Source organism: Bdellovibrio sp. NC01, from assembly GCF_006874625.1.
In the GTDB taxonomy this organism is placed as follows: Bacteria; Bdellovibrionota; Bdellovibrionia; order Bdellovibrionales; family Bdellovibrionaceae; genus Bdellovibrio.
Window position 1 is genome coordinate 1482223 of the sequence record NZ_CP030034.1, and the last position, 12461, is coordinate 1494683.

The window sequence follows — 12461 nt, forward strand, 5'->3', positions numbered from 1 at the left end:
GGGTGAATGAGTCAATCATAATAGCGCTTTTGACATTGGAGCATATACTCTAGTTTCACTCTGAAAAACGCGGATTTTTTGCGCTCATTTTGTGATTCTCGAATGAATCTCGAGAGATTTTCATGACGACAAAACGGTCGTGGCGTCAAAAAGTTGGGCAGTTAAAATCCGTTAAAAGTTCTTAAGATTGAATTGGGAGTGGAGTGGAACTTGTAATGATCTGGGGTGAACACAAACCTGATAGTACCTGGAGATTTTATGAAAGCCGCATTGAAATACATGGCTCTTGCTTCAACACTTGTTTGCCAACTGGCGATTGCCGGGAACAACAAACACACAGATCCTGTGGGCGATATCGACTTTTCACCGATGCCTTGTTCAAATCAAACTTATACGGATCTTGTCAGCACAGACATCACAAAAGAAGGCAGTGAATTTGTTGTGCGCATGGAAGTGACCGAAGACATCAAAAAGACAGGCGGCTATAAAGAGTATTACTTCTGGCTTGATTTAACTCACGATAAAAGAGCGTATCAACCCTACGATCCAGAATCGGTGGCGTGGCCAGATCTTTATGCGAACTATAGAATCTTCTATTCGCTTGATTCCAATACTGGCGGCAACTGGGTTTCTGAAAAGATCGCCGTACAAAATTGCCTAACGTCAAACTGCGCAGTCGATACAGAGCTGAATAGAACCGACGCCGTGAAAGTCAGTATTGATAAAAACGTGGTTGAGTTCAGATGGCCAGACGATATGTTGCCAGAGATGAAGAACTTGAAGAAGTTCCGCATCGGTTATACAACTTATTTTGATAGACATTACTGTCACGGCGAAGACGACAGCCCACAATGGGGTCAAAAAGCTTGGCGCGTAAACTTGGAAGAAACTAAAGTGGATAAAATCAAAGGCCAGACAGAAAAATAATGAAAGCGGTTGTTCAAAGAGTTTCAAAAGCATCAGTCACCGTAGATGGTCAAAAGGTCTCGTCAATCGAACGAGGCCTTTTAACTTTATTGGGAGTTGCAAAAGGCGATAGCGAAGAGCAGCTGCAAAAAATGATTCAAAAGATTTTAGCCCTGCGTATTTTCCCCGACGAGCAGGGGAAGATGAATCTGTCCTTAAAAGATATCAAAGGCGAACACTTGCTTGTATCGCAATTTACCTTGTTGGGTGATGCCGCCAAAGGCAATCGTCCTAGCTTTATTGGTGCTGAACATCCTGATGTTGCGAAAGTACTTTACGAAAAAGCTCTGCAACTGAGCGGTCGTGAAGTTCCCACATACGGTGGCATTTTTGGTGCTGACATGAAGGTGGAACTTTTAAACGACGGGCCCGTCACATTAATCATAGAGATATAAAAAAGGATCTGCCACAACCAGATCCTTTTTTCGCGGTTGATTTATAAACTTAAGCGGCCTGAAGTTCGCTTTTATAATCTGCGATTTTTTCATTGGAACGGGGAGCCTCTTTCGTCCCGTGAACCGTCTCAATCAATTGCACCACCATACGCGATAAAGAGTCTGCTTGCGCTGACAACTCTTCAGCCGAGGCTGCAGCTTCTTCGGATGACGCCGCATTCACTTGCGTGGTTTGGTCTAATTGATTCATGGCTTTGCTAATTTGTGCAATACCATTTGATTGTTCCTCGCTGGCGGATGCGATTTCGCGATTCAGTTCTTCCATCTTTTTAACAGCTGAAAGAATTTCGGTTAGAACCTGACCGCTGGCATCGGCTTCGATACTACCGCGTTCGATTTTATGAACGCTCGATTTAATAAGATTGTTGATGTCTTTCGCGGCCTCGGCACTTTTTTGCGCTAAAGTACGAACAGCATCGGCCACGACGGCAAAACCTTTGCCTTGCTCACCAGCGCGGGCCGCTTCGACGGCGGCGTTAAGGGCCAATAAGTTTGTTTGGAAAGCGATGTCATCAATGACTGAAATGATCTCTTCGATTTTTTTAGAATCGGCCGAGATTTCTTGCATTGAATCAATCAGTGTTTTCATGCGTTCTTCACCCTGAGAAGCCACAGTGCTCGCACTGCCCGAAAGTTTCGCAGCTTCGCCAGCGTTATTTGAATTCACACGTACCATAGATGTCAGCTCTTCTAAGGTTGCAACGGTTTCTTCCAGGGATGAAGCTTGTTCCGTCGTCGCTTGAGATAATTCGACCGAGGCATTCGCAATCTGTTGTGCCGCTTGTGTGACCTGTTGAGAGTTGTCATCCAAGTTTTCAATCACCGAATTAATTGATTTTGAAAGCTTTCTTAAGACGACTGTTGCGATACCAATACCAAGCAATGTCGCAAAGACACTAACAAGAATCATCGTCATGCGCGCTTTTTGATACTGCTCATCTGCCAACGTGACTTCCTTAGCCATGTTCGCTTCGTTGCGATCAATCAGTCCCGTTAGAATATTTTCGATGCTCTTTTTAAGCTCGCCCCCTTTGGAGCCTAGCAGTTTATAGGCGGCGGCATCGAACTCCCTGCCTTTATTTGAAACTTCACGGACCTCTTTAGAAAGTTCCCACCATTTCCCGTAAGTGTCTTTATATTCGGTCATTTCCTTACGACCTACCTCTGTAGAAATATCATAAAGAGTTTGTACGAGCTTCAGCATTTGCTCGTTACGTTTCTCCATCAGAAGATTCAGATTTTCGTGTTCTGCTTTGTCATCTTCTAAAATGTAAGAGCGAAGATTAGACATTTGCACATAGAAGACGGACTGCAGTTGTTTCGCTGTAGAAACGCGCGCTGATTGGACATTGACAATCATATTTAGGGATTCTTTCAGCTCTCCCATCTTCGAGAGGCCGATGAAGACTATCAACATGCTGCCAGTTACAAGGATTGCGATGATGGATGTTACTTTGAAATTTAAGCTTCCGATTTTCATAATTTACCTTTGCTCGAAAGTTGGTCGTGACTCTTTGTCGGGATTTGAACGAATTCTCTTTATTAATTTTACTTCAAGATATACTGAAAAATCGCGAATGAACTTTTGATAAATTCGAGATGTGAGTAGTGAAGAGTAAATGCAAACTCGCTGAACGAAAAATCCACATGGCGGTGGATGAGTTTTGAATGGAAATTCATTTTTAAAATTGCATAGATACTAAATAATGTGAAGTTTATTTATATTGCCGTGAGGACTTCGTCGCCTAGACCTAGTGGAAAGTCGCTTATAAGAATTCTTGAAAAGAGATGCATGTTTCTCGCTAATGACCGCAGTGCTGAAATGTCCGCATTTTCCAAATAGCACCACTTGCACGCGAATCATTCTTGGGGTGATATAGAAGACGATATGACACTCACTGAAAAAATAAGAAAATATTGCCCCGAGCTCGTCAGTGCTGGCTTTAACCTCACTGAACTTGAAGAGATGATGGACGGGCGATTCCTTGGCGACTTTACGATTTTTGCGGCGGCGGCTGGAATTTTTTTGGAAAGTTATGAAGCGCAATTAAACGACATCAGATCCGCAATCATTTCAGAAGATCGTAAAAAGATTTATGCAGCGGCTCATAAATTTAAAGGTGCCATCGCGAATTTTCATGACTCCAGCGTGGCAGACACAGTGGAGCGTATTGAGATGGGCTCGTCTGATTGGGATCGTCAAAAGTTTGAAGCCCAGTACGGTGTTCTTGTGAAACAAACCAAAGACTTCGTAAAACAATTAAATCAATTAGTGGATAGTTTCGGAAGGATTCAGGAACTTGCATGAAGCTTGGTCATTTAGCAGCTCTGATCTTCGTGATCACAGTCTTATCGAGTTGGTTGATTGGTCGTCAGGTTCGTTCTCGCATTGAGTTTGAACAAGGCCACACCTTGGCTGATATGGCCTACAATATCGCGGATAAAATCGACATTATTATCGCGGCTCGCGCGGGAGAGATCAAAACTCTTTCAACACTTGACGAGATTTCTAATCCTAAAGTTGCCCTCGAACATAAACGTCGGGTTCTAAATCAACTGACGCAGTCTTTTCCAGAATTTGCGTGGGTGGGTATCGCATCGTTGGATGGTCATGTCCTGGTTAGCAATAAAGGTCTTCTAGAAGGAGCCGACATTGCGAAAAGGGATTGGTTCATTCATGGTCAGCAAAAGGATTATTTCGGCGATGTTCATGATGCCTTGCTGCTTAATAAAATCCTTGGCGGGACTGAAGCAGAACCAATTCGTTTCTTCGATTACGCAACTCCATTAATATACAACGGCAAGCCGGTTGGCGTGTTAGGAGCGCATTTAAGCTGGCGCTGGGCTCAGGATATCAGTGAAGCGTGGCTTGCGCCTTTGCAAAGCCGTTTCCCAGTGCGTTTAACGGTGTACTCGAAAGAGGGTAAAGTCATTCTTGGCGATAAGACACTTCCAGACATGAAAGCGTCTGATATGCCAGCGGCGGGAGAGCGCAATCACTATCACGTTCAAGATCACGGTAACGGTGATGTGTTATTGGAAGGCCAGGCGCGGACTAAAGGTTCTGGTAGCATTGATAGCGATGGTTTTGGTTGGATAGTCGTTCTAGATCGTCCTGCTAAAGAGGCATTTGCAGAAGCCGTTTTGCTTGAACGTCAAATTCTTGGGGTTGGTTGTTTTATCGCTGTTTTGTTCGCGGTCCTTGGAATGCTTTATCGTTTGAACTTATTGCGTACCCATGAACTGGAAACGAAGGCTGACCGAGCTGTCAAATCGAATGAAGCAAAGTCCCGTTTCCTGGCGACCATGAGCCACGAAATTCGCACGCCAATGAATGGTGTGATGGGGGTCACGGATTTACTTCTGGATACAGATTTGAATCTTGAACAAAGAAAATATGCGGAGCTGATTAAAGCTTCAGCGGAAAGTTTGTTAAGTGTCATTAATGACGTTTTAGATTTTTCTAAAGTTGAAGCCAATAAGGTTGAACTTGAAAAAGTACCTTTTGGCTTAAGTTCGGTGATGCATCAGGTGATGGGCTTAATGAATTTTCAAGCCCGCCACAAATCTATTTACCTGCGACTTCATGAAGCCATCAATCCCAACCTTCAAGTCATGGGCGACCCGGCACGGTTCCGCCAGATTATTGTTAACCTTATTAGCAATGCTTTGAAGTTCACTGAAAAAGGCGGTGTCGATGTCTTTTTATCTGTCGAACGGGAAACCGATTCGCAAGTGACATTGAAAGTTCAAGTCAAAGACACAGGCATCGGGATCAATAAAGAAGTGCAACAGCGCATCTTTCAACGCTTCGAGCAAGGAGATATTTCGACAAGTCGTCGTTACGACGGCACTGGTTTAGGATTATCGATTGCAAAATCGCTGGTAGAGCTGATGGGCGGAACAATGGGTTTCTTCAGCGTTCCTAATGATGGTTCAACTTTTTGGTTTTCTTTGACTCTTGAAAAAGCCGCGACGATTGATACTCAAGCAGCACACGTTGTACCAAAAGACAAAACGGGAAAATTGAATATCCTTGTGGCAGAAGATAATCCCGTTAACCAACTTATCATTCGCGGTATGCTTGCAAAAATGGGTCATGGCTTCACGGTGGTTGAAAACGGTAAACTGGCTCTCGAGGAATTGGAAAACGCCAAATACGATTTGGTGTTGATGGATTGTCACATGCCTGAAATGGATGGTTATCTTGCGACTCAAAAAATTCGCGAGATGCAAAAGTTCAAAAGCACACCGATCATTGCAATGACGGCCAGTGCGATGTCAGATGAAAAAGATCGTTGCTTACAGGTGGGAATGACAGACTATATTGCAAAGCCACTGAATCTTGCGACCGTCGAAGCGATCCTACAGAAATATATCGTCACGTAAAAAAGAGGATCTGCCTTCAGCAGGATCCTCTTTTTAAATTCTAAATATTAGTGACCTGGAGCATAGATCGATTTGCACACAGTACCACAGCGATACCAGCTACCATTGTGATCGCAGCAGTAATTGGCGTGAGAGAACTCATAACCACCTGGACAAGTGCTGGAATTGCTCAAACACGTTTCATTGTTGCCAAGATATGGGGAATCGCAACTTCTTAGGTAAGGTTGTACAACAACATCTTGTGGCTGTTGCTCTTGATTGACGTAGCTTTGGTTGTCTGCGAATGCAGAAGACAAACTTGCGAACATAACTAGAACTGCTGTAACGAAAACTTTTTTCACGATGGCCTCCTTGCCTGAAAGTGATCTCGTAAAAACCTAAAAGAATTCGTCGGAAGAATCTGTTTCTTTATTTTCCATGTGCGAACAATCACCATTGCTTGTTCTAAGTACAGGAACAACGTGCTTGTTTATTTCAACTATTCAAAATTATTTTTAGTCCTCATTGTAAGAGCACAGCAAGGACGCGCACGGTTCTATTTCGTCAACGCCATCGCTGCGGAAGAAAGTGTCGCGGTTTTCCGTTTGATGAATTTCATTTTAAAACTTAAGTGCTCGTGCGGGTAAATATCCGACAGCAAGCCTTCTTTGATGTCTTGGCCGACAATAAAATCCGGCAGAACGGCAACACCTAAGCCTTCTAAAACCATTTGCCTGTGCGCGGTGATATTGTTGCTGGATATTTTAATCTTCGCGTTCGGCCAATCTTGGCGAAGCTTCTCAAGAGTAGGAAAGCGGCGAGTGGAGGTGTCGTCGATCTCGCGTGAACCGATGAACGTTTCTAAAACCTCTTTCTTACGGCGTAAATCCTTGCGGATCACGACATGAAAGCGAATGTCTTTAGTTTTAAAGAGCGTCAGCTCATCCGGAATATCAGGAGTATGAAAGAACATACCTAGCTCGATTTCGCCATTTTTAATTTGCGTAAACAGCATCGAAGCGGGACCCGAAAAAATCTGAGGATGCACAAGCGGGGACTGTACTAAGAGATCTTTAATCAGGGCCGGTAAATAATGGGTCGCGATTGGCTCTGCGGCCGCGACAAGCAAAGGCCCTTTGCTTTCACCTGAAATGCGTCCCAATGACTGCTGCAATTCCTCAACGGTGCCAAAGATCCGTTGGCAATACTCAAAAACTTCCATGCCCTGTTTGGTAACCTGTACATGGCGGCCCACTTTTTCAAAAAGCTTAAAGCCAAGATCATCTTCTAGCAGCTTCACCATACGACTGATTGCCGGTTGCTGAATGCGTAAACGCTTTGAAGCATTGGTAAAACCACGCTCTTGAGCTACCACATAAAAGTATTGCAAATGCAGAAGATTCATATCCATACCTAAATAGCATGGATTGCATACAAATTATATATTTTTATTTAATTAAAACTCGGTTTAAACCCTTTTTCGATTCAGAAAGAACATGAACTAACCAAGGAGATCTAAATGAAAACGTTAAAAGCTGTTATTGCTGCTACTTTTGTTTTTGCCTCTACCGCGCATGCTGAACCTCAAAACTGTCAAGACAGACTCACGAAAGTAACAACGACGTTGCTCGAGCAAGAGGGTTCAAATCAAATCACGTCTTGCCCAAATCTTGGTTCGAAAGCAGTTTGTGAGCTCGCGTTTGAAGGTTGTAAAACATCGGAGATTGGCATCCGTGAATGTTCTTTACGATATGACTACGGCGGTGCGTACTATACGTATACCAATTATACTTTTAAAGTTAATGACCAGTGCGACGTATTCTCTATTCAAATTGATAGATATTAAGAAGGTCCGGTATGAAAACGTTTAAAAGTCTTATCGCCGCGATTTTTATTTTTTCCTCTATAGCACAAGCAGAACCTCAAAACTGCGAAGATAAACTGACGAAGGTGACGACGACGTTGCTACAGCAGGAAGGGATGAATGAGATCAATACGTGCTGGGGGGAAGGTTCCTCTTATAATTGCCAACTGGTGTTCAGCGGTTGCAAAGCGGCAGACACCGGCGCCCGCGAGTGCTATTTGCGATATATTTACGGTGGGGCTTATTACAATTATAACGACTATACGTTTAAAGTAGGCGAACAGTGCGAAGTGTACTCTCTTGAAATTGAGCGGCTTTAGTGTAAAACTGCCGCCATCGACCCTATAGCTCAACTGGATAGAGCATGCGTTTCCTAAACGCCAGATCCCCGTTCAAGTCGGGGTAGGGTCAATTTTTGAATCCACCATTTCTTCAGAGACGGCATAGATATTCAAATTCATTTGAAAAAGTTGACGATCACGCAGGTCTTCGACGTCGAATTTTCGGATCATATCTTTTTTGAATTTATTAAACTCTTCCCAAAAGGCCGCGAAGTCTTGTTGATTCAATGGCAAAATAAGGCTCAGGTAGCGGCGCTGTTCTTTAGGAAGACTTCTTGCTTCTATCGCTTCTCGCAATGACAGCGCATGATACTCTAATAGATTTCTATCACCAATGGCTTCAGGAACCTTGAAGGATTTTGGGACTGATTTCCATTCCTCGTCATCTTCTTGCGTGGCAAGATTGATTCTTTCTAAGATTTTCAACGCGTTCGTAATCTCTTCAGGCGACTTGCGTAAAAGAGGTGCCAAGTGCTCTGGTGTTTTACGGACATCTTTAAAACTTAAAAGCGTCTGCAACTTTGGATATAAAGTCGCCGAAACAAATTCGCAATAGTCTTCGATTTCTTGTTGTGAATGCTCTGACTTTAAAAGACTCATAAGCTCTCGTCCAAGCAAACTTTGCTTTTCAAGGGAGCGCGCACGGGAATATTGAACAAGAAGGTCAAAATACTGGCGTTCGATGCCTTGAAAATTCAGTCGCACAGCTAATTGTTTTGCGGTGTCTGAGGTCAGCCCGCGACGACCCGTGACAATCTGTCTTAAAAAAGAACGATTTTTGAAATCAAGTTCTTGTGCCCACAGTTCGTAAGAAAAATCAGGTTCTGTTTGTTTGCGATACTTATAAAGATCATTCAGGTAATGGTGAACACTTAGATATTCGGTGACGCTGGGTTTTTTTGGCATAAAATTATCTGAACAAAATCGTGAGTCGTTGTAAAGCGACTTCCTTGAGTGCATCTGCACACGCAAGTTACGAACTTCTTCCAAATTTGAGTGGCATGGCTAATCGCTGAACACCTCCACTGAGCCCATTGTTGATTTAAGTGAAAATGAATGAGTCTTAGGATTGCAAATAACTATTTTGACTGCCGAGCATTCCGCTCTATTGCGATGACCTTGGGGTTTAATAAATAGGAGTCTTTATGAAAGACATCAAATTTGCTTCGACCGCTCTAATCTTATTTGCTTCTTTGAACGCCTTCGCAGGTGTTGGTGAAATCGGTTCCGGTAGTATTGGGAAAACAGAAATTCCTGCGGCGCGAATGGCAGAATATAAATTGGCGGCGAAAACAGCTTTGCAAAAGGCAAATCTGGATTGTGTCTCTTACAAAGCAGATGTTGTTCTTGCGGGCACTCTTGAAAGTGTGATTGACGGCGCGACTTCGGGAATCATCGATACAACGACCCAACCATTATTAACTTTTTCTAGCGTTGCTCATTATAAGATTTCACTGAGTCTTTCGACTTCGGCGGATTTGAAAGAAGTGACGGCTGGTTCTTTGGTCATTAGCGAACAAGTTCCTGAATATAACAATCAAGGTAATCTTGCTGACCCATCCGTATCTGCAAAAAATGCGTGGATCGAAAGAACAGTCTTAAACTGTAAGAAATAGGAAATATTATTTATGAAAAAATCTTTGCTTATGCTTTTGGTTTCGTCTGCTGTTTTGTTGGCACAACAAGCTGTTGCTAGTTCTTCCTCATATTGGAGGTTTAAGAGTTCGTTGGATCCGGCAGAAATTCAAATGTTGTCTGCGGCTGAAGACATGAAGAATAAGAATGCAGAACCTTCAGGGATTTCGGCTTCCGCTTTGGTCGGAGTTTACCGAACGCTCAGCATTCCCAACGATCAGCTGCAAGCCCATGGCATTGAACAGCGTAATATCGAACAATATGCGACAGACCCGCGCTTTGAGGAGTATTCAAAAGATATCGCAGTCATCGAAAAGAATGGTTCTCTTGAAGTTGTTTTTGTTCGCCAAGGTCAGATGTACTATAAAACGGGAAACGGTAACGAGACGTTTATTGACGTACTTACTGGCTTAAACTCGACTCAAGCTTTATCTGTAGATCACGATCTGGAAAAGAATAAAGAAGTACTAGGGGACTGCGTCTCGACTCCTTACCGCGTGATCGACGCGGGTACTGCTGAAGGAACACAAGCAGCACTGTCGTTCTGTTCAAAAGGAAAAATCATGCGCAAACAGTTTGATTTTAAACAGGCAGACGACGGATCTTTAAACTTTACGTCATCTAAATTTCTTAATGTTTCGACTTTCTGGACAAAAATTAAATAAAAAAAAGGTCGCTTACCAGAGCGACCTTTTTTTTACATCTTACGTTGCAACGGCGATTCAGTGACAGGCCAGCTTGATTGCAAGACAACGGGGCGGCCTTTAAATACCAAAATACCCGAGCTACCATAATGTAATAAGCGTTTCGCCCACTCTGCCGGTGGATTGTCACGTGTCCAACGCACCCAAATAACGGGTTGTTGAGGTTTGCCTTTAAGACGAGTTACCAAAACTGTACTGTGTTCGTTCAAAGCAAAACTTTGATCATCAATTTGCAGTGAAGTATCCGAAACAGAAAACTTCTGATCCGCCAGTTGTGTTTTCATAAAGTTCGCAAATGCGGTTTTATCACCCACCAAAACCAGCGCGCCAGTTTCAGGAAGTTCTATCGAGTCGCCTACATTGTGCAGAGTGCTTTTGCCTTCGATAGATTTAGACCACGTCTGCACGAACTGTTGCGCGCCACCATCATTGCCATCGAAATAGAAATGAACTTGCGAACTGCCAACAACTGAAGAAATCGTCGCAGGACGTTCTTCTGTATAAAGAGAACGGAATACGTGGAATTCAGGATCGACAGAGATTTTCACCGGACGACTGCGTGACACCAAAGTAAAGATTTGTGATTTTTCAGTGAGCTTTACTAGCTGACGAACTTCTTCGCCAGACTCTAGCTTCCAAATTACAGGAACTGCAAGGTCGTATTTTTCGTCTTGTTTCTGGCTTAACACGTAAGACGTCGCATGCGAACCATCCAACCAGCGCATCAGCTTCACGTCAGTCAATTCAAGGACAGGAGCCCCTTTGCGATCCAACCATTGAGTGAAGAAGCCTGAAAGATTTTGTGTCGTTACTTTTTCAAAACTTTTTTGAATCTCTTCAAAGCTCACGCGTTGGTAAAGATTCGTATTGTAGAAGTCTTGCAAAGCCTTTTCAAAAACTTCTTTACCGAAGCGGAACTCTAGCATGTGGAAGATCATCATCGATTTGCCATAACCCACAGCTTGCGAACTTGAGTTGTGACGACCGCGGAATTCACGAACCGGGAAGTCGTTCGCAGGATTGCTTGCCACAAAATCAGCAAATTGGCTCAACGTTTTCATGCGATAAGCCGTATCAGCGCCGATTTTTTCCTGTTGCCAGTAATCAGCCATATAGGTCGTCAAACCTTCGCTCCAATTGCCTTTTTGATAATCAACGTAAACGCTGTTACCCCACCAGTTGTGCAGGATTTCGTGCGGTAGTGATGAATTTAAAATGAATGGCAGGCGAATGACCGTTGGACCAAGCAGTGTGAAGCTTGGCATACCGTAACCTGTTTCCCACATGTTTTCGACAGCGGAAAAACTCGCATAAGGATAAGGAGCGATGGTTTCAGAGTAGTGCTGAATATATTCAGGCATTAAAGCCCAAAAAGACTGCGCCAAAGGTGGATCGTCTTTTCGAAGCAAAACGCGCAGCTTTTTTCCTGACGCCGTTTCTGTTTCATAATTTTTAAAAGGCCCTGCGACCAAATAAATATCTTCTTGCGGATAAATTTCTTTGTAACGAGTGATAGCTGTTGAGCCATTCACTTCTTGCGCCACAAGTTGACCTTGCGACAAAGTTTTCCACTCGGCCGGTGCACGAATTGAAATGTCGAAGCTTTTTTGAGTATCAAGAATAGACGGGTACCAGTAGGTACTACCAAACAGTGTCGCACCTTCAGCAGAGATCAAACCATTGGAGTTATCATTCACCACCGGATCATAGATAACGCCAGAATATAACAAGGTTGCGGTTTGATCTTGGCTGCCAAGGCTTAAGCCATATTCGGTGAAAGATTCGTCAGAAGTTGCAGGGTGAAGAACAATCAAGGAGTCGTCGGGACTAAGAACAGTGACTTGCAGGTCTTTATGCAAAAGGAAGCTTACTTTGCGAGGAGAGTCTTTAGGAAAAGTGATCTTGTCTTGAACCTTGATCATTTTCAAAGTTGGAAGTAGTTCGACATCCAACTTGTGATTCAAAGTCTGTGCGGGTGCCTGCACTGTCACTAACAAAAAGAACAGAACTCCGATCACAAACATCAGCCTGTGAAGGGCTTTAGCCTTAGACATTTTTTACCTCTAAAAAGAGGCCGATTTCTACGCCTGGTGACGTTTCTGGTCAAAGGGATTTGAGTTTTTACAAT

Annotated in this window: 13 protein-coding genes and 1 tRNA gene; 9 read left to right on the plus strand and 5 right to left on the minus strand. The window is 43.4% G+C overall.

Translation table 11 applies throughout. The annotated features are described in order from the left end of the window. The first annotated feature begins 258 nt into the window (after positions 1 to 258). Both DOE51_RS07080 and dtd read left to right on the plus strand, forming a co-directional pair. Positions 259 to 927: a hypothetical protein gene (locus tag DOE51_RS07080; protein ID WP_142695848.1), complete on the plus strand. Its 669-nt coding sequence runs from the start codon at positions 259 to 261 to the stop codon at positions 925 to 927. Next, positions 927 to 1361: a D-aminoacyl-tRNA deacylase gene (dtd, locus tag DOE51_RS07085; RefSeq protein WP_142695849.1), complete on the plus strand. Its 435-nt coding sequence runs from the start codon at positions 927 to 929 to the stop codon at positions 1359 to 1361. Before DOE51_RS07080 ends, dtd begins: the two co-directional genes overlap by 1 nt. A gap of 49 nt (positions 1362 to 1410) precedes the next feature. Here the strand turns inward: dtd and DOE51_RS07090 are convergent, their stop codons facing one another. Then, positions 1411 to 2901: a methyl-accepting chemotaxis protein gene (locus DOE51_RS07090; RefSeq protein ID WP_142695850.1), complete on the minus strand. Its 1491-nt coding sequence runs from the start codon at positions 2899 to 2901 to the stop codon at positions 1411 to 1413. A gap of 408 nt (positions 2902 to 3309) precedes the next feature. Between DOE51_RS07090 and DOE51_RS07095 the strand changes: the two genes are divergently transcribed. Continuing rightward, positions 3310 to 3729 carry an Hpt domain-containing protein gene (locus tag DOE51_RS07095; protein WP_142695851.1) on the plus strand — a complete coding sequence of 140 codons (420 nt, stop codon included), beginning with the start codon at positions 3310 to 3312 and terminating at the stop codon, positions 3727 to 3729. Beyond that, complete coding sequence (locus tag DOE51_RS07100; RefSeq protein WP_142695852.1) at positions 3726 to 5810, plus strand: ATP-binding protein; 2085 nt, start codon at positions 3726 to 3728, stop codon at positions 5808 to 5810. The genes DOE51_RS07095 and DOE51_RS07100 overlap by 4 nt, the downstream gene beginning before the upstream one ends. Positions 5811 to 5857: 47 nt before the next feature. Here DOE51_RS07100 and DOE51_RS07105 read toward each other — a convergent pair whose 3' ends face one another. Then, complete coding sequence (locus DOE51_RS07105) at positions 5858 to 6151, minus strand: hypothetical protein (protein WP_142695853.1); 294 nt, start codon at positions 6149 to 6151, stop codon at positions 5858 to 5860. A 194-nt stretch (positions 6152 to 6345) separates the two neighbouring features. Continuing rightward, on the minus strand, positions 6346 to 7200 hold the full coding sequence (locus tag DOE51_RS07110; RefSeq protein ID WP_142695854.1) for a LysR family transcriptional regulator: 855 nt from the start codon (positions 7198 to 7200) through the stop codon (positions 6346 to 6348). Positions 7201 to 7308: 108 nt separating this feature from the next. On the opposite strand from DOE51_RS07110, the gene DOE51_RS07115 reads away from it, so the two are divergent. From DOE51_RS07115 to DOE51_RS07125, 3 genes are all read left to right on the plus strand, one after another. Beyond that, positions 7309 to 7635, plus strand: a complete 327-nt coding sequence (locus DOE51_RS07115; RefSeq protein WP_142695855.1) for a hypothetical protein — start codon at positions 7309 to 7311, stop codon at positions 7633 to 7635. An 11-nt stretch (positions 7636 to 7646) separates the two neighbouring features. Further along, positions 7647 to 7973, plus strand: a complete 327-nt coding sequence (locus DOE51_RS07120) for a hypothetical protein (protein ID WP_142695856.1) — start codon at positions 7647 to 7649, stop codon at positions 7971 to 7973. 18 nt (positions 7974 to 7991) lie between these two features. After that, positions 7992 to 8064, plus strand: a tRNA-Arg gene (locus tag DOE51_RS07125). Here DOE51_RS07125 and DOE51_RS07130 read toward each other — a convergent pair. Beyond that, entirely contained in the window at positions 8046 to 8900 is an 855-nt protein-coding gene (locus DOE51_RS07130; RefSeq protein ID WP_168196404.1) for a TIGR02147 family protein, read from the minus strand. The genes DOE51_RS07125 and DOE51_RS07130 overlap by 19 nt on opposite strands. 239 nt (positions 8901 to 9139) lie before the next feature. Here DOE51_RS07130 and DOE51_RS07135 point away from each other — a divergent pair, with 239 nt between their 5' ends. Beyond that, positions 9140 to 9610 (plus strand): hypothetical protein, encoded by a 471-nt coding sequence (locus DOE51_RS07135; protein ID WP_142695858.1) that lies wholly within the window; start codon positions 9140 to 9142, stop codon positions 9608 to 9610. Positions 9611 to 9622: 12 nt separating this feature from the next. After that, complete coding sequence (locus DOE51_RS07140; RefSeq protein ID WP_142695859.1) at positions 9623 to 10294, plus strand: hypothetical protein; 672 nt, start codon at positions 9623 to 9625, stop codon at positions 10292 to 10294. Positions 10295 to 10326: 32 nt separating this feature from the next. Here the strand turns inward: DOE51_RS07140 and DOE51_RS07145 are convergent, their stop codons facing one another. After that, positions 10327 to 12387, minus strand: coding sequence for a M1 family metallopeptidase (locus DOE51_RS07145; RefSeq protein WP_142695860.1), 2061 nt, complete (start codon positions 12385 to 12387; stop codon positions 10327 to 10329). Positions 12388 to 12461 lie beyond the last annotated feature (74 nt).